15 protein-coding genes are annotated in these 17,727 nt (G+C 36.6%); 8 read left to right on the forward strand and 7 right to left on the reverse strand.

The features are described from left to right. Positions 1–4: 4 nt before the first annotated feature. The 7 genes from GQN54_RS00410 to GQN54_RS00440 form a co-directional block, all read right to left on the reverse strand. A complete protein-coding gene (locus GQN54_RS00410; protein ID WP_235932932.1) occupies positions 5–388 on the reverse strand; it encodes a cupin domain-containing protein in 384 nt (127 codons plus the stop codon). 6 nt (positions 389–394) lie between these two features. Next, entirely contained in the window at positions 395–1,294 is a 900-nt protein-coding gene (locus tag GQN54_RS00415; RefSeq protein WP_160630849.1) for an HlyD family secretion protein, read from the reverse strand. A gap of 11 nt (positions 1,295–1,305) precedes the next feature. After that, the gene (locus tag GQN54_RS00420; protein WP_160630851.1) at positions 1,306–2,559 is read right to left on the reverse strand and encodes a TolC family protein; all 1,254 of its coding nucleotides are present in this window, start codon (positions 2,557–2,559) and stop codon (positions 1,306–1,308) included. Then, a complete protein-coding gene (locus GQN54_RS00425; RefSeq protein ID WP_160630853.1) occupies positions 2,556–3,164 on the reverse strand; it encodes a TetR/AcrR family transcriptional regulator in 609 nt (202 codons plus the stop codon). Before GQN54_RS00425 ends, GQN54_RS00420 begins: the two co-directional genes overlap by 4 nt. Before the next feature lie 220 nt (positions 3,165–3,384). Beyond that, positions 3,385–4,803: an MBL fold metallo-hydrolase gene (locus tag GQN54_RS00430; RefSeq protein WP_160630855.1), complete on the reverse strand. Its 1,419-nt coding sequence runs from the start codon at positions 4,801–4,803 to the stop codon at positions 3,385–3,387. Positions 4,804–5,078: 275 nt separating this feature from the next. Next, a complete protein-coding gene (locus GQN54_RS00435) occupies positions 5,079–5,876 on the reverse strand; it encodes a sulfite exporter TauE/SafE family protein (protein ID WP_160630857.1) in 798 nt (265 codons plus the stop codon). 62 nt (positions 5,877–5,938) lie between these two features. Then, complete coding sequence (locus GQN54_RS00440; RefSeq protein ID WP_160630859.1) at positions 5,939–6,574, reverse strand: Crp/Fnr family transcriptional regulator; 636 nt, start codon at positions 6,572–6,574, stop codon at positions 5,939–5,941. Positions 6,575–6,702: 128 nt separating this feature from the next. On the opposite strand from GQN54_RS00440, the gene GQN54_RS00445 reads away from it, so the two are divergent. The 8 genes from GQN54_RS00445 (at position 6,703) to acs (ending at position 17,616) form a co-directional block, all read left to right on the forward strand. Further along, positions 6,703–7,101 carry a hypothetical protein gene (locus GQN54_RS00445; protein ID WP_160630861.1) on the forward strand — a complete coding sequence of 133 codons (399 nt, stop codon included), beginning with the start codon at positions 6,703–6,705 and terminating at the stop codon, positions 7,099–7,101. An 88-nt stretch (positions 7,102–7,189) separates the two neighbouring features. Further along, positions 7,190–11,512, forward strand: a complete 4,323-nt coding sequence (locus GQN54_RS00450; protein WP_160630863.1) for a CusA/CzcA family heavy metal efflux RND transporter — start codon at positions 7,190–7,192, stop codon at positions 11,510–11,512. A gap of 10 nt (positions 11,513–11,522) precedes the next feature. Next, the gene (locus tag GQN54_RS00455) at positions 11,523–12,659 is read left to right on the forward strand and encodes an efflux RND transporter periplasmic adaptor subunit (RefSeq protein WP_160630865.1); all 1,137 of its coding nucleotides are present in this window, start codon (positions 11,523–11,525) and stop codon (positions 12,657–12,659) included. Positions 12,660–12,674: 15 nt separating this feature from the next. Next, complete coding sequence (locus tag GQN54_RS00460) at positions 12,675–13,118, forward strand: thioredoxin family protein (RefSeq protein ID WP_160630867.1); 444 nt, start codon at positions 12,675–12,677, stop codon at positions 13,116–13,118. Continuing rightward, entirely contained in the window at positions 13,115–14,095 is a 981-nt protein-coding gene (locus GQN54_RS00465; RefSeq protein ID WP_160630869.1) for an FAD:protein FMN transferase, read from the forward strand. The genes GQN54_RS00460 and GQN54_RS00465 overlap by 4 nt, the downstream gene beginning before the upstream one ends. Then, positions 14,092–14,304 carry a DUF4266 domain-containing protein gene (locus GQN54_RS00470; RefSeq protein WP_160630871.1) on the forward strand — a complete coding sequence of 71 codons (213 nt, stop codon included), beginning with the start codon at positions 14,092–14,094 and terminating at the stop codon, positions 14,302–14,304. Before GQN54_RS00465 ends, GQN54_RS00470 begins: the two co-directional genes overlap by 4 nt. An 11-nt stretch (positions 14,305–14,315) precedes the next feature. Further along, positions 14,316–15,638: a DUF3570 domain-containing protein gene (locus GQN54_RS00475; RefSeq protein WP_160630873.1), complete on the forward strand. Its 1,323-nt coding sequence runs from the start codon at positions 14,316–14,318 to the stop codon at positions 15,636–15,638. A 70-nt stretch (positions 15,639–15,708) separates the two neighbouring features. Next, positions 15,709–17,616: an acetate--CoA ligase gene (gene acs, locus GQN54_RS00480; RefSeq protein ID WP_160630876.1), complete on the forward strand. Its 1,908-nt coding sequence runs from the start codon at positions 15,709–15,711 to the stop codon at positions 17,614–17,616. Positions 17,617–17,727 lie beyond the last annotated feature (111 nt).

Below are 17,727 nucleotides of genomic sequence, written 5' to 3' on the forward strand. Positions count from 1 at the left end.
TACCTTACTTAATTAATAAGAAATGACTTTCTTTCTCAGCAACAACTTCATGCTTTAAATCTGCTTCAATAAATACATAATCACCAGATTTCATAGCAGTGGTATCGCCTTTTTCAGTCGCATAAAAACCTTCTCCTTTTACACAAATTAAAAATGCATCAACAGGGCTGGTGTGTTCTTTTAACTTTTCACCAGCTTCGATTTTTAAGGCAATGGTTTTACCTTGTTCTCCACTAAACAACACGCTGGTTTGCACCGCCTTTTGTTCTTTAAAATAACTCTCTATTCCGCTTTTTTCTCCTTTATCACATTTACTCATCGTACATTCAGTTGTTTTGCAACCTACCATTATTGTTAGTAGCGATGCAATGATTAATACTCTTTTCATAATTGATTAATTTATAGTTTGAAAACTTACTTCGGCAGGCATTCCAATTTTTAATGCGCCGTCATTTTTTACGATTATTTTCATGGCGTACACCAGATTTACCCGTTCTTCTTTAGTTTGGATAATTTTTGGTGTAAACTCAGCTTCCGCTGATATCCAACTAATGGTTCCATCATAAGCAGTCAACCCTTCTTTTCCATCGATAGAAACTCGCACCGTTTGGCCAATCTTAACCTCTGCCAATTGTGTTTCGCTGATGTAAACTTTTAACTCCAATTCATCTAGATTTGCAATCTTGTACAAGGGTTTCCCAAAACTGACTACCTCTTGTTCTTCTGTATATTTTACCAATACCGTTCCATCGATCGGGTTGGTGATAATGCTTTTAGAAAGCTGCTCATCCAATCGATTCAATTGTGCATCAATAACTGCCAATTCACTAATAATCGGTGCGTTTTGAGTTTCTACGCTTTTGATTTGAGCTTTCAGCACATCTACTTTACCATTTACCTCATCGAGTTGTCGCTGAGTAGCGGCTTCATTTTTAAACATATTGGAAACTCTATCTTGCTCTGATTGAGCTGTTTTTAATTGAGTTCGCAATACGGTAATTTGAGATAATACGTTAGCCGATTTGGCAGTAATTCCTGATTTATTGGCCAACAACTGCTGCTTATTCAAATGCAAATCAATGGTATCTATCAACCCTACCATATTACCTTTTGCCAATTTCTCTCCTTCCTCTAGCGTGAAAGAAAGTACTTTCCCCATGGCTTCGGCTGAAATAATTACTTCTTTCGCTTCAAAGTTTCCATATGCATCTGCACGGTCGGAAGAGGAATTACAGGAAGTAATCGTTCCTACTAAAGCAATTCCAACTAATAATTTATATCCTATTTTTTTCATTTCCAACTAATTTAAGGAGTTACTCCTTTCAATAAATAATAATTTGCTTCAGCCAATGTCAGCTGCATTTCATGAGTAGCTTTCTTGCTTTTGGCTTCGTATAAATCCGTCAAGTCATCTAAATAAACCGAAGCCGTAATTGCTCCATTTTCTAACTCGCTATCTGAAATTTTTACAATGTCATCTCGAAGTTCAATCAAGGTTATGTCTGACTGGATCAATTGCTTTATTTTCTCCATTTCAGCGGTTGCTTCTGTTAATTGAATTTCATTATTTACTTCAAAAATAGATTGCTCAACAGCCACCATTTCTCTTGCAAATGATAAAGATTCATTGGTCTTTTTAACTTTATTCCAATCTAAAATGGTCCATTTAAGCTTTACTCCTACTATGTAGTACTCAGTGAAGGCATTTTCTAGCATATTCAACCCAGGATTACCGTACCCTAATTGGCCAAAAGCATTTAATGTCGGTTTACGCGTACTAGAATTTAATTCCTGAGAAAGCGATAGTTTCTGGCTTTGTAGCTCAAATAATTTCAATTCAGGACGTGGCGCCAATTCAGTGTTAAAAAAAGTAGGACGTTTTAAAACAGCACTTTCACTTATTTCGTTATAAGTCAATTGGCTTAATTGTTTTAAAAGTTGTGCACGACTAGCTCGAACTGCAATTATCTCTTGTTGGATTTGAATTCGCTCAGCTTTTAAACCTTTCTCCACTTTCGCTAAAGCCATTCCATTTGTGACAGCTACTTCCAACTCTTTCAACTTCAAGTTCAATTGCTTTAGCTTGTCACCAAATAAGCTTTCTTTTTCTTGAAGAAGTAGTATGGAGATGTAATAATAATTGATTCTTGCTTTTAATTGATATAAACTCACTGCCGCTTCTTGTTGTCTTACAGCAGATTCTGCAGTTGACAATGCTACTGATGAATTAACAGCACCACCATTATAAATGGGCTGAAAAATATCAATTGTGGCTCTGTATTGGTCATTATTTAACGGCTCTACAGACATTCCGGGAATCTCCAATGGAAACTGGATTACTTCCGATTGATAAGTCGCTTGTCCGTTCAGCTCAATTCGAGGCAGATTAGAAGTTTTTATTACGTCATTTTGCACTTCTGATTGAGCTTCTAAAAGTGCCTGCTTTTTAATCAGCGGATAATTCTGATTTAATAATCCATAACAATCCGACAGCGTTACCGTTTGCTGACTAATAAGCAGCAGCGGACTAATTAAAAGGATGAAGATTAGCTTTTTCATTTCTTTATAGAATTTAATAGCATCGTAGTCACATGTTCAATTCGACCTTGAATCAAATCATCAAAACCTTGATCATCTTTTTGTAGCAAATTTTTCATCAACGGACGACCTACAAAAGGAAATACCACGACTGCGAATAAATCCAAGACAAATTGATCTGGATCTACATTTCGAATTTCACCTATCTTTGATGCTTCTATAAGTTGATATCTAAATTTTTCAGTTTTTGGAAGTGCATTAGCACTAAAAAACTGTTCAGCAAAAACTGGATTATTGTTTAATTCTTGGATTACAAAAACCGGTAAAAACCGATTTTGATTCACAAATGGAATGTAATATGAAACGAAGGCGGTTATCTTTTCTTCAATCGATAAATCAGCATTAAATATCTTACTAATCTCAGGTGCTAATTGACCTAAGGCCGATTTAAAAACAGCTTCAAACAACATTTGCTTGTTCCTAAAATAATAATGCAACAATGCTTTATTGATTCCAGCTTTATCAGCAATTTCTTGCATGCGTGCCCCAGCCATTCCTTTCGACTGGAATATTTCGACAGCTGCATTCATTATAGCTTGCTCGGTATTTTGATCTTTACTTTTCATCAACCAATTAGTTTAACCATATGGTTAACAAATGTACCTAAATAGTTTCTGTTATTATAATAACTTTAATTAAAAAACTACAAATTGATAAATATCAGCAACTTAAAGAGTCGATATATATTCAAATAGTAAACAAAAAAAGGAGCAACTTAAAATAAGCTGCTCCTTTTCAAACCTAAAAACATGAAAAATTAATGAGGAAACCACCCCTCATAAAATCTTATAATAAAGTCGTTGGACAAACATAGTCTGTCGTTTTAATTCCTTCTTCTTTTATGGCTGCGAAACCTCCTTCTACGTCAATAAGGTTGTGAATCCCTCTGCTTTTTAAAATTGAAGCTGCAATCATACTTCTATAACCCCCTGCACAATGCAGATAAAAAGGCTCATCCGATGGAAATTCTGCTAAGTGATTGTTTATAAAATCCAATGGTGTGTTGTTGGCAATTTCAATATGCTCTGATTGAAATTCACTTTCTTTTCTAACATCAAATATTGGATAGTGATTTTCTTTAGAAATTGCTTCTTTTAGCTGAGATGGGGTGATAGTATCTACCGTATCATATTCTTTACCTGATTTCTTCCAAGCCACAAATCCACCTTTCAAAAACCCTATAGCATTATCGAAACCAACGCGTGAAAGTCTTGTGATGGTTTCTTCCTCTCTACCTGAATCGGCAACTATTAATATGGGTTGTTTAGTATCTACAATCATAGCTCCTACCCACTGCGCAAAACTTCCATCGATTCCTATAAAAATAGATTTAGGAATATGTCCTTTTGCAAAATCTTGTTGTGAACGAACATCCAATACCAAGGCTCCCGTCTCGTTTGCAGCCGCTTCAAAAGCTTCAGGAGATAATGGTCGTTCAGATTTTTTCATCACTTCATCCAGGCTCTCATATCCTTTGATGTTCATCAACACATTTTGTGGGAAATAACCTGGAGGTGGCACTAAACCTTCCAACAACTCTTTTTTAAACTCTTCTTTGGTCATATCTGGACGTAACGCATAGTTCGTTTTCTTTTGGTTCCCCAAAGTATCAGTCGTTTCTTTACTCATATTTTTACCACAAGCAGAGCCCGCTCCGTGGTTCGGATAAACAATCAAATCGTCGCTCAGAGGCATTATTTTATTTCGTAAAGAATCATATAAATGACCTGCCAATTTATCTTCTGTAAGGTCAGAAACTACATGCTGGGCCAAATCAGGACGACCAACATCGCCAATGAACAATGTATCTCCTGTGATTATTCCGTGCTCTTTTCCATTTTCATCGATGATTAAATAAGTCGAGCTTTCCATGGTATGACCCGGGGTGTGCAATACTTTTACGCGACATTTTCCAACGTTGAATATTTGTTCATCCTCAGCTACTATGGCTTCATATCCTGGCTTGGCTGATGGTCCAAAAACAATCTCTGCTCCAGTTTTCTTTTTCAAATCCAAATGTCCACTCACAAAATCAGCGTGAAAATGAGTTTCGAATACATATTTAATCGACGCATTATTTTCTTTTGCTCTATCGATGTATGGTTGCACTTCTCTCAATGGATCAAAAATAGCTACTTCGCCATCGCTTTCTAAGTAGTATGCTGCGTGTGCTAGACATCCGGTATAAATTTGCTCTAATTTCATAGTATATGTTTTTCTGATTAATATCTAATTATACCACAAAGTTAAACGACGTAAATATCAAAAAAAGTGACATTTGTTACATTATGGCATTTTTTCCAACTATTAAAGATGAATCGAAAATAAAGAGAATTGCGACTAGCTTTCCCATCAAATTTATTCGAAAAAATAGTGATGATATTATTTGCGTTAGGGATAGAAACGGCATCCTTTTATGGAGTGAAACGAAATAAAAGATATAGTGAAAAGCCCGACCGAAGGTAACGCCCAGAAAAAAACTAGCCCAACTCTTTGATGATAATGTAAATCCCCATTACTAAAACGAACCACCCAAATCCCTTTTTGAGTTTTTTGCCATCAATAAATTGGTTGAGCCATATTCCTACAAAAATACCGACGATGGATAAGGAAGTAAAAACAGCCAAGAAACTCCAGTCTATTTCAAGGTTCTGCACATCGCCCATAAATCCAATCAAAGATTTAATCGCGATGATAAGCAAGGACGTCGCCACGGCCTTTTTCATGGGCAAACGAGCCAAAAGCACCAAAGCTGGGATAATTAAAAATCCACCTCCTGCACCTACGATTCCTGTGACCATACCCACCAAAAGGCCTTCCACAATAATCAAGGGATAGTTATATTTGATTTCTTGTTCCTCATCTGTTTCTTTTCGTTTGTTTCGAATCATAGAAATAGATGCTAGTAACATAATAACGGCGAAGAAAATCATAATAGCGACGTTCTTCGATAAAACAACATCTCCGATTTGCGTAATTTGTTCGGGAATGGCTGGAATCAAGTATTTTCTGCTGATATAAACCGATATAAAGGCTGGAATTGCAAAAACTATGGCTGTTCTAAAATCAACCAACCCTTTCTGCATATTTCTGATAGCCCCCACTAAAGACGCCGAACCGACTACAAAAAGTGAATATGCAGTAGCCAAGACGGGATTTACCCCCAATAAATATACGAGAACAGGTACTGTAAGTATAGAGCCTCCGCCGCCTATTAAACCCAATACCAAACCTATAAGTAATGCGCCTAAGTATCCAAAAAATGTTAATCCGTCCATGTATAAATAATATGCTTCAAAGCTAGTGCTTTATCCGAAACCTAAAGGTAACAGCTGTTACATTAATCGATATTCTTTACTTTGATATGATTACGATGCAACTCAATTTTTCCCATATTCTCAAGAGTTTTTAATAGGCGAGAAATGACAACACGTGAGGTATGAAGGTCATAAGCAATTTGTTGGTGAGTCGAATGAATGGTATTATCATTAGAAATACGCACTTTTTCTTTTAAATAGGCTAATAGTCGCTCATCCATTTTCTTGAAAGCTATTCGATCAATTGTTTCTAACATTTCATTTAACCGATTGTGGTAGCTCGCAAATACAAAATCACGCCAAGTACTATATTTTGCAATCCATTCGCTCATTTTCTGAACAGGAATCATAATCAAAGTGGTATCCAATTCTGCGACTGCCCTAATTTCACTTTTGGTCATCCCCATGCAGCATTGCATCGTCATGGCACAAGTTTCTCCTCGCTCTAAAAAATAAAGTAACAATTCATCGCCTTCCTCATCTTCCCGCAAAATTTTCACAGCACCAGAAACGAGTAAGGGCATCGATTTTACATAATCTCCAATCTCTATTAGATAGCCACCCTCAGCTACTTCTTTATATGTTCCTACTTGATTAATCTCTTGCAATAACGCCTCTTCAAATAAATGCCCGTAATTCTCTCGTAGTACTTCAATCATTTCAGTTCAAAATAGTTGTAAAAATCTATCAATTAATCCAATAAATCAAAATTAAGCAAATGCAAAAGATGCCTATGTAACTTTTGATACAATAAATATTATTAAAAAGATTAACTTTATACCCCAAAATGAAAAGAATACTGCCATTTATATTATCCATGATTATACTTTTTCAAAGTATGAATGTGTCTGCTAAAGACATTATTCAGATGGATGAATTTATTGAGCATGCCCAATTTCATTATGAGGAATATGGAGACGACCTATTCGCATTTATCTCTAAACACTATGGTGACCAAAAAGAAGAACACCAAAAAAATCAACAACACGAGAAATCGCAACACGAGCAACTTCCATTCAACCATAACTTAGGGTCTCATACCTCTACTATTTTCCTAGCTGATTTTATTGAGAACGAGAACCTTTCAACTCCGTTCGCTCAAATTTTATCTCCTAATTTTTTCTACTTGCTTCCGGCTATTTCTGCAGCCGCTGCTGATATTTTTCAGCCCCCTAAGATAGCATAACCGATTTTTCCATTCATACTTTATGAATTCTTGCTTGCTATGATTTTTAGTAAGTCAATCCGTTATTTTTTATAAACAACTTTCGTTTATGCTTTCTAGAATAATTCAATTTAGCCTAGCTAATAAGCTAATCATCTTTTTGTTTACCACAGCAATAGCTGTAGTTGGACTTTTTTCTATCAGCCAAATTCCTTTTGGTGTGGTGCCAGACATTACCAATAATCAAGTGCAGGTAATTACCACTAGCACCAGTTTATCTACACAAGACATTGAGCAGTTTATCACTTATCCTGTAGAGTTAGAAATGTCGAACCTACCAGGAGTAAAGGAAATTCGTTCTGTATCCAAGTTCGGACTTTCAGTGGTAACCGTAGTTTTTGAAGACGATATGGGAACATATTTGCCTCGTCAATTATTAGCGGAGAAAATAAACGCTGCCGCAGAAAAGATTCCACAAGAGTTTGGACGCCCGGAAATGGGACCTATCACCACAGGGTTGGGAGAAATTTATCAATACATCATTGATGTAAAACCAGGATTTGAAGACCGCTACACCTTAATGGAATTGCGAACCATCCAAGATTGGATTGTTCGCCGACAGTTATCAGGAATACCAGGAGTAGTGGAAGTAAATAGCTGGGGCGGACTATTGAAACAATATGAAGTAGCCATAAAATCAGAACAGCTAGCTGCAAAGAAAATCACCATTACCCAAGTAATGGATGCACTTGAAAACAACAATAGTGTGGCCGGTGGCGGTTACATTGAAAAAGCAAATCAATCGTACTTTATTCGTGGAGATGGTTTGGTGAGCAATCTTGAAGACATCGAAAATATCGTAGTAGAAAACAGAAATGGAACACCTATTTTTATTCGCGACATCGCAAAAGTGGGTTTCGGTAGTGCCAACCGTTTTGGTGCAACTACAGCCAATGGACAAGGCGAAAAAGTGTTGGGACAGGTGATGATGCTGAAAGATGCCAACTCCAACAAAGTGATCAATGCTGTACAAAAAAGAGTAGAAGAGATTCAGTCGACTTTACCAGAAGGGGTGTTCATCAATGGCTTTTTAGATAGAAGTACATTGATTGACAAAACAACATTTACCATCGGGGAGAACCTCATTTTGGGTTGCTTGATTGTAATTTTTGTAGTGGTTTTATTGCTTGGAAACATTCGATCAGGATTAGTAGTCGCTTCTGTAATTCCATTGAGTTTGCTTTTCGCGATTTCACTGATGAATATCTTTGGTGTGGATGCCAACTTAATGAGTTTAGGAGCTATTGATTTCGGAATCATCATAGACGGTGCCGTAATTATTGTTGAGTTTATTGCTTTTCAAATGACCAAAAGTGTAAACAAACTGAACGGATTGTCCAAAGAAGAGTTGCAAACCGAGAAAGATGCGATTACCTTAATGAGTGCCAATAAAATGATGAGCTCGGCAGTATTCGGACAGATTATTATTCTAATAGTATTTATTCCTATTTTTTCATTGGCCGGCGTTGAAGGCAAAATGTTTCAGCCAATGGCGCTGACTTTTAGCTTTGCACTCATTGGCACAATGGTTCTTTGTTTCACCTATGTTCCAGCCATATCTTCAATTCTGATAAAACCAGATGTTGTAGATAAGCCCAATTTTTCCAAACGATTGAACAATTGGCTGGCTAACCAATATGAGCATTTTTTAACTCGAGCACTTTCTCACAAAAAAGCCATTCTAACCGTTGCTTCAGCTTTGTTAATTGGATCAGTAATACTCTTCAATTCTATGGGTGGAGAGTTTGTACCTACATTAGACGAAGGCGACTTTGTGATACAACCGGTTTTAAAAACAGGAACATCCTTGAGTAGTACCATCGCAACGACCACTAAAATTGAGCAAATTCTAATCGATAAATTCCCTGAAGTGGATCAAATTGTGACGAGAATAGGTGCGGCAGAAGTCCCTACCGACCCTATGTCAATGGAGGAAAGCGATGTCATGATCACCTTGAAACCTAAAAGCGAGTGGACTTCGGCAAAATCTAAAGATGAATTGGCCGATTTATTCAAAGAAGCATTAACGATCATTCCTGGTTTGGAAGTAGAATTTACTCAGCCAATTGAGATGCGATTTAATGAACTGATCACTGGAGTTCGAGCTGACATTGCCATTAAAATTGTGGGCGAAGACTTGGAATTTCTTAGTCAGAAAGCAAATGAAATCAAAACACTCATCAGCAATGTAGAAGGAGCCGCAGACATTACGGTAGAAAAAATAACTGGGTTGCCACAAATGAGTATTGATTACAAACGCGATAAAATTGCGAGATATGGTTTATCTATTGCTGCTATTAATCAAGTTGTTTCTATGGCTTTTGGAGGCCAATCATTAGGCAGTGTTTTCGAAGGCGAAAAACGTTTCGATTTGGTATTGCGATTGGACCAGTCAAAAAGAACTGACATTGATGACGTACAAAACCTGTATGTAGATCTTCCTAATGGTGGAAAAATTCCACTGAGTGAGGTCGCTGAAATTAGCTACAAAAAAGGTGCTGCAAAAATTTCTAGAGACGATACGAAGAGAAGAACAGTTGTTGGAATTAATGTTAGAAACCGAGACTTACAATCAGTGGTAGATGATGTACAAAAACTAATTACTGAAAATGTGAAACTTCCTGTTGGCTACACCATCACTTATGGAGGACAGTTTGAGAACTTAACGTCTGCCAAGAATCGATTATTAATCGCAGTTCCTATTGCTTTGATACTCATCTTTATCTTCTTGTTTTTTGCTTTCAAATCGGTAAAAGATGCATTGATTATTTACTCTGCTATTCCGTTATCAGCAGTAGGTGGAATTTTATTGCTTTGGATTCGAGACATGCCATTTAGCATTTCTGCAGGCGTTGGATTTATTGCACTTTTTGGAATCGCAGTCCTCAATGGAATTGTAATGATCGAGCATTTTAAAGAACTCCAAAAAGAAGGCGAATTATCTAACAAGGATATTATCATTTTAGGATCTAAGGATCGACTAAGAGCTGTGTTATTAACTGCCTCAGCTGCTGCTTTGGGATTTTTACCCATGGCTATTTCTACTAATGCCGGAGCAGAAGTTCAACGACCATTAGCAACTGTAGTAGTAGGTGGTTTGATTTCTGCTACTTTACTGACTTTAATCGTCTTGCCCATTTTATATTCCATATTTAAAGCTAAATCAACCAAAACTATGAAAAATGGAACCCTTACTTTATTAGTCGCTCTATTAATAGGTGCTTCGTCTGCTACAGCACAGGAAAACACCTATAACATCGCACAGCTAGAACAATTGATGTTGGAGCACAACAGCCAATTAAAAGCTGGATCGTATAGAATGGAAGAAAAAAATGCTCAAATAAATGGTGCCTTTCAGTTTGAAAAAACAGAAATCTATTACGGTTATGATCAGAATAATTTAGCAGTAAATAATTTACCACTTGACGTGATTGGTGTACAACAAAACTTTGCCTTTCCTACCATATATGCAGCAGAGCGCAAAGCAAATAAAGCCAATTTACAGTTAGAAAAAAGCGCTTATGCAATTCAACAGAATCAATTGAAGAAAGAATTATGGAGCAGTTACTATCAGTATCAATTTGAAATTAATCAACTACAAGTCATTGAAAACTTAGATAGTTTATATCAAAATTTTTCACAATTGGCCAATCGACGGTTTGAACTTGGCGAAACCACTTACTTGGAAAAAGCTACAGCTCAGTCCAAACAACGCCAAGTAAACACCTTATTTGAACAAGCAAAAGAAGATGTAAAAAGTGCTAAAACACAGCTTATAAATATTGTTCAGGCTCCTGATTCATTTCGTATCAAAAAGGAGCAGTTAACTGCGCTTCAACCACAAATTAGCTCCATAGAGGATAATGTAACCAATCAATATTTCGAGGATAAATCAGCTGTTCTTTACCAACAGAATACATTGGTCAAACAACAGCTACTCCCCGATATCACAGTCAACTATTTTCAAGGCAAAAATAGTGGGTTGAATGAATCACTTTATGGATACCAATTGGGATTGAAAATTCCATTGTTATTTACAGGACAACAGGCCAAAATAAAAGCATCCCAATTAGCATTTCAGGCCACAGAACAAGAAGCGATTGATTATCAATTTCAACTAAAATCAAAATACAATCAATTGATTCATCAATTGGCTAAATACCAAGAAGCCATCGATTATTACCAATCTGAAGGCAATGCACTTGCAACAGAAATTACCAAAGCAGCTGAAATCAGTTACAAAACTGGTGAAATTGATTTTTTTCAATACATACAAAGTATAGAAAATGCCTATCAAATCAAATTAACCTTTTTAGAAAACCTGAATAACTACAACCAAACCGCTATCGCAATCAGTTATTTAACGCTATAATCTTACACACATGAAACAATATATATCGCTCACTGCCCTTTTTATTTGCATAACATTTTTAACCGCATGTAATTCTTCAACAGGTGAATCAACTTCTGAAGACACAAGTGAAGAATCCACTGAAATAGTGGTCACCAAAGCTCAATTTGACTACAACCAAATGGAATTGGGAAAACTAGAAATGCAATCGTTTGCTACCACTGTGCAAACAACCGGAACCATAGATGTGCCGCCACAGAATAAAGTAATTGTAAATGCTAAGATGGGTGGTTTCGTTCAATCTACTCCACTCCTATTGGGAAATTATGTTGAGAAGGGAGCTACATTAGTCATTATAGAAAACCCTGAATTCATAAAGATTCAGCAGCAATACCTAGAGCACAAACAACAATTATCTTATTTAGAATCCGAATACAATCGTCAAAAGACATTGAATACAGAGCAAATCAGTTCTGAAAAGAACTTTTTAAAAGCAGAAAGTGATTACAAAAGCACTTTGGCCACTGTGAAAGGGTTGGAAAAAACATTGGGACTAATTGGAATTTCTACTGCATCACTGACCGAGGACAACATCAGCTCTTCCGCTCGAATAACTGCACCCATCAGTGGAACCATTTCAGCATTAAATATCACCACAGGAAGTTATGTTTCAGCTACTGACCCTATTTTGGAAATCACAAACTCTGATCACATGCATTTGGAGCTTGAGGTATTTGAAAAAGATGCGTTAAAAATCAAAAAAGGGCAACACCTTTCTTTCACGATTCCTGAAAGTGGAAATACAGCATTTCCTGCAGAAGTTCATTTGGTGTCTAATACCATTGATGCCAATAAACGAACAGTAAGAGTTCATGCACATATCAATGACAGCCTGCATCAATTATTTGCGGTGGGAATGTATGTCAATGCCCAAATCCATATTGTAGAAAAGGAGGCATTAGCTTTACCCGCTTCGGCGGTCACTGAAGTAAACGATCATTATTATGTATTGGAGTTAATCAACAAAAATGAAGATCAATTTACCTTCAAGAAAACCGAAGTTAAAGTTATAGAGTCTAACGCTACCTACACATTCATTCAACTAGAGCAAAATGAAAATCAATATTTAATTGATGGTGCTTATTCCATCATAAAAGACAAAGAATAATTTAAATCAATCAGAATGAAAACACTCACAACATTAATCGTATTACTATGCCTAATTGGTGGAGTAAATGCACAAGACTGGAATACCGATTTCGAAAAAGCGAAATCGATTGCAAAAGCAGAAAACAAACCTATAATTCTAGTTTTTCAGGGATCAGATTGGTGCGCTCCATGCATCAAGCTAGACAAAGAAATATGGAGCTCAGAAACCTTCAAAGCCTATGCTAAAAAACATTACGTAATGGTAAAAGCCGACTTTCCACGGAGAAAGGCAAATGCCTTATCTGAGGATGTGCAGAAGCAAAACAACCAACTTGCTGAAAAATACAACCTCAACGGATATTTCCCTTTTGTTGTGATCATAGATGCAAGCGGGAAAAAAGTGGGAGAAACCGGTTATAAAAAAATAACTCCTCAGGAATATATCGAGCTAATCAATCAATTCACGTCAAGAAAATGAAACCTATTCTATTCATCTGCACATTTTTTGTGTTTCAAGCAGTCAATGCTGAAAGCACTTTTAAGCGGACATTAAAATTAATGGGTAGTCGATTTGAAATTACTGTAATTGCTGAAAATACAAAATTAGGCGACCAATACATTGAAGAAGCGGTAGCAGAAATTACTCGAATTGAACGATTAATTTCTTCTTGGAACCCAGAATCACAAACAAGTGAAATCAATCGGCAAGCTGGGATAATGCCTGTTAAAGTAGATCTTGAATTGTATCAACTTATTGAGCGTGCAAATGGTATCTCCAACTTGACAGATGGCGCTTTTGATATTAGCTATGCCTCCATGGACCGCATTTGGAAATTCGACGGAAGCATGACAATAATCCCATCTGCAGAAGAAATTAAACATTCTGTCTCAAAAGTTGGATACCAAAAAATAAAACTCAATGCATCGGATACGACGGTATTTTTAACTGAAAAAGGAATGAAAATTGGCTTTGGGGCTATCGGAAAAGGGTATGCCGCCGATAAAGCAAAAGCACTTTTGATAGAGAAAGGAGTAAAAGGCGGAATCATCAATGCTTCGGGAGATATGAATACTTGGGGAAAACAAACCAATGGAGAAGATTGGAAAGTAGCCATTACCAATCCATTAAATAAAGATAAAGCAATAGCAATATTTCCGCTAAACAATAGTGCAGTAGTTACTTCTGGAGATTATGAAAAGTACATCAAACTAGAAGGAAAGAAATTCGCCCACATTATCGACCCTCGAACAGGATATCCTACTTCAGGAATTATTAGTGCTACAGTTTTTGCCCCAAAAGCTGAATTAGCTGATGCATTAGCCACTTCTATTTTTGTAATGGGAGTTAATGCCGGCATTGATCGAATAAATCAACTACCAAATATTGAATGCATTATTATCAACGACGAAGGTAAAATTTTCACTTCCACTAACATAAAAATTAAAAACAAATGAAAAAACATTGGTTAGGACTCATTATAGCAATCGCATTATTAAGCAGTTGTACTGTAGTAAAGGAATATGAGAAAGTCAACTTAAACGATCCAGACATGGCATTAACAACCAAAAAGTCGGATCGATTTGAAACAAATTTCCAGTCCTACAGAGAAGCTGCTACTGGTGCAAACGGTGGCAAAACTGGTGGAGGATGCGGTTGCAATTAAAAATAAAAATCATGAAAAATATACTATTCATCTTCACCTTATTCTTGAGCTTTACCCTTTTTGCTCAAGACCCTCCTCAAGCCGATTCTTTAGTCGTTTATAAAAAACGAGTATTGGAAACCACTGAATTAGATTTCTTGATGAGTTATTACACCCAAGATGGTAAAAATGCGGCTGTTTCCGGTGGTATCGGCACCGAAGAATTACAAGATATCACACCCACAATTATAGTATCTATGCCGCTGAATGATGACGATGTGCTGACTGTAGACGCAGGAATCTCTGCCTATACATCCGCTTCTTCTAGTAACATTAATCCGTTTGATTCCAAGAATCCTGATGCATTTCAAGCTTCAACAGGTGCCTCAAGTGGAGATGTATGGGCAAATGTTGTCCTCTCATATTCACACAGCAGCGATGATCGGAATAAAATCTATTCAGGAAAGCTCTCAGTAGCCTCGGAGTATGACTATTTCTCAGTAGGTTTAGGTGGAACATATACTCAACTATTTAATCAAAAGAATACAGAGTTAAGCTTAAGCGGCAACGTATACATTGATAAATGGAACGCCATCTACCCATATGAATTAAGACCATTCGACTCAGGAGGTCCAGGATTAAATAGCAGCTTATTTCTTGTAAATCAGATCTCAGGAAATGTCAATTATGCACCAGACTTTAAAGCCTTTGATAGCGAAAATAGAAACTCATATTCTTTCGGTGCGAGTTTTTCCCAGATTCTGTCCAAACGCCTTCAAGGATTAATTGTCACTGATGTAGTTTACCAGAGTGGATTATTGTCCACTCCCTTTCAGCGTGTTTACTTTGCTGATGTTGCCAATAGTTACATCGATGGCTTTCAACTCGCCGACAACAATGAACAATTACCTGATCAACGTTTCAAATTAGCCATTGGTGGTCGATTAAACTATTATGTTAATGAACGAATTGTACTTCGATCATTTTATAGATATTATAGAGATGATTGGGGAATAAATTCACATACTACGAGCTTGGAAGTGCCTGTCAAAATCAGTCAAAAATTTACACTTTACCCTTCTTATCGTTATTACTTCCAAAGTTCAGCCGATTATTTTGCTGGATATGAACAACACCTTTCAACAGAAAAATACTATACATCAGATTATGATTTATCCGAATACAATGCTAATCAGTATGGCTTCGGAATTGAATACACTGATATTCTCACTTCAAAAAAGATTGGAAAACTTGCGTTAAAATCTATTCATTTAAAATACAATTATTACGAGCGGAACTCCGGTTTTAAAGCCAACTTAATTGCAGGAGGAGTAAAGTTTATTATTGATAAATAAGCATTGAATTTATTTTCAAATAGAATCCTAAAAAAGTACTTTTAGGATTCTATTATTAAGATTATCTACTATGAGTAACTATAGCATCAAGCATTTCGAGGAATATTTTCAAGTATATCGCAAGTCAATCAGAGACCCTGAATTGTTTTGGGAAGAAATTGCAGAAGAGCATTTTGTATGGCGAAAAAGATGGAATTCAGTACTTAAATGGGATTTTAAAAAACCAGAGATAAAGTGGTTTGGTGGGGCACAATTGAACATCACCGAAAACTGTATTGATAGGCACTTAAGAACGAAAGGTGACAAAACAGCAATCATTTTTGAACCGAACAATCCCAATGAAGAAGCTTTACACATTTCATATAAAGAGTTACATGATAGAGTGACTCGAATGAGTAACGTTCTTAAAGATAAAGGCGTCAAAAAAGGAGATCGAGTTTGTATCTATTTACCGATGATTCCTGAGTTAGCCGTAGCATTATTAGCTTGTGCTAGAATCGGAGCGATTCATTCAGTTGTTTTTGCAGGTTTTTCCTCAACTGCATTATCATCAAGAATTAACGACAGTGAATGTAAGGTTATCATTACTTCTGATGGTTCATATAGAGGTAGTAAAACAATTGACCTAAAAGGAATAGTAGATGATGCATTAGAAAAATGTCCGTGTGTGGAAACGGCTTTAGTGGTAAAGCGAATCAACAGTGAGATTACAATGAAAAAGGGACGTGACTTATGGCTACAACCGCTACTGGATCAAGCAATACCTCATTGTGAACCAGAAATTATGGAAGCAGAAGACCCTTTATTTATTCTGTATACTTCAGGTTCTACAGGAAAACCAAAAGGTATGGTTCATAGTACTGCAGGCTATATGATTTACTCAGCCTATACGTTTAAAAATATTTTCAACTATAAAGACCCTGATGTGTATTGGTGTACTGCTGACATTGGATGGATTACTGGTCATAGCTATATCGTTTATGGACCATTAGCTAATGGAGCAACTACTCTTATGTTTGAAGGCGTACCTTCTTATCCTGATTTTGGTCGATTTTGGGAAATTGTAGAAAAACATAAAGTCAATCAATTGTACACCGCTCCAACTGCGATTCGTGCATTGGCAAAGGAAAATATTTCTTTCATTGAGAACCACGATCTGTCTTCATTAAAAGTATTGGGATCTGTAGGTGAACCAATCAATGAAGAAGCATGGCACTGGTACAATGACAATGTTGGGAAAAAGAAAAGCCCGATTGTAGACACTTGGTGGCAAACAGAAACAGGCGGAATTATGATTTCTCCAATCCCCTATTGTACCCCCACAAAACCGACCTACGCCACCCTCCCATTTCCGGGAATTCAACCCGCATTGATGGATGAACATGGAGTAGAAATAAAGGGCAACCAAGTAGATGGTCGATTATGTATTAAATTTCCATGGCCTTCGATAGCAAGAACCATTTGGGGAGATCATCAGCGTTATAAAGAAACGTATTTCACTGCCTATAAGGACATGTACTTTACAGGTGATGGTGCTTTACGTGATGAAGTTGGATACTATAGAATTACTGGTCGAGTTGACGATGTAATTATAGTTTCCGGCCATAATTTAGGAACTGCCCCAATTGAAGATTCAATTAACGAGCATCCAGCAGTTGCTGAATCAGCTATCGTTGGATTCCCTCACGACGTGAAAGGTAATGCATTATACGGTTTTGTTACACTAAAGGAAACCGGTGAATCCAGAGTACACGAGAACTTAAGAAAGGAGATCAATCAAATCATAACCGAACACATTGGCCCTATAGCTAAGCTCGACAAAATTCAATTTGTAACTGGTCTTCCTAAAACTAGATCAGGGAAAATAATGCGACGAATACTCAGAAAAATTGCTGGAAACGACATAAATAATTTAGGTGACACCAGTACACTACTCAATCCTGAGGTGGTAGATGATATTATCAAAGGAGCATTATAGGAATTTAAAGTATAAATTAGATATAGCTTGGTAGAGTTTTAGTTAATTTAGCAGGTATATTAGCATGCTTTTGAGACCAAGACTTCTAAAGCAATTCACTACTTTCGTAAA

Source organism: Acidiluteibacter ferrifornacis (genome assembly GCF_009909615.1).
Taxonomy (GTDB): domain Bacteria; phylum Bacteroidota; class Bacteroidia; order Flavobacteriales_E; family Vicingaceae; genus Acidiluteibacter; species Acidiluteibacter ferrifornacis.

What these genes read in the sequence shown, in the direction of transcription:
- GQN54_RS00470 (WP_160630871.1), top strand. Translation starts at nt 14,092, where the DNA reads ATGAAAAAACATTGGTTAGGACTCATTATAGCAATCGCATTATTAAGC.
- GQN54_RS00440 (WP_160630859.1), bottom strand. Translation starts at nt 6,574, where the DNA reads ATGATTGAAGTACTACGAGAGAATTACGGGCATTTATTTGAAGAGGCG.
- acs (WP_160630876.1), top strand. Translation starts at nt 15,709, where the DNA reads ATGAGTAACTATAGCATCAAGCATTTCGAGGAATATTTTCAAGTATAT.
- GQN54_RS00435 (WP_160630857.1), bottom strand. Translation starts at nt 5,876, where the DNA reads ATGGACGGATTAACATTTTTTGGATACTTAGGCGCATTACTTATAGGT.
- GQN54_RS00420 (WP_160630851.1), bottom strand. Translation starts at nt 2,559, where the DNA reads ATGAAAAAGCTAATCTTCATCCTTTTAATTAGTCCGCTGCTGCTTATT.
- GQN54_RS00430 (WP_160630855.1), bottom strand. Translation starts at nt 4,803, where the DNA reads ATGAAATTAGAGCAAATTTATACCGGATGTCTAGCACACGCAGCATAC.
- GQN54_RS00455 (WP_160630865.1), top strand. Translation starts at nt 11,523, where the DNA reads ATGAAACAATATATATCGCTCACTGCCCTTTTTATTTGCATAACATTT.
- GQN54_RS00465 (WP_160630869.1), top strand. Translation starts at nt 13,115, where the DNA reads ATGAAACCTATTCTATTCATCTGCACATTTTTTGTGTTTCAAGCAGTC.
- GQN54_RS00450 (WP_160630863.1), top strand. Translation starts at nt 7,190, where the DNA reads ATGCTTTCTAGAATAATTCAATTTAGCCTAGCTAATAAGCTAATCATC.
- GQN54_RS00475 (WP_160630873.1), top strand. Translation starts at nt 14,316, where the DNA reads ATGAAAAATATACTATTCATCTTCACCTTATTCTTGAGCTTTACCCTT.
- GQN54_RS00445 (WP_160630861.1), top strand. Translation starts at nt 6,703, where the DNA reads ATGAAAAGAATACTGCCATTTATATTATCCATGATTATACTTTTTCAA.
- GQN54_RS00460 (WP_160630867.1), top strand. Translation starts at nt 12,675, where the DNA reads ATGAAAACACTCACAACATTAATCGTATTACTATGCCTAATTGGTGGA.
- GQN54_RS00410 (WP_235932932.1), bottom strand. Translation starts at nt 388, where the DNA reads ATGAAAAGAGTATTAATCATTGCATCGCTACTAACAATAATGGTAGGT.
- GQN54_RS00415 (WP_160630849.1), bottom strand. Translation starts at nt 1,294, where the DNA reads ATGAAAAAAATAGGATATAAATTATTAGTTGGAATTGCTTTAGTAGGA.
- GQN54_RS00425 (WP_160630853.1), bottom strand. Translation starts at nt 3,164, where the DNA reads ATGAAAAGTAAAGATCAAAATACCGAGCAAGCTATAATGAATGCAGCT.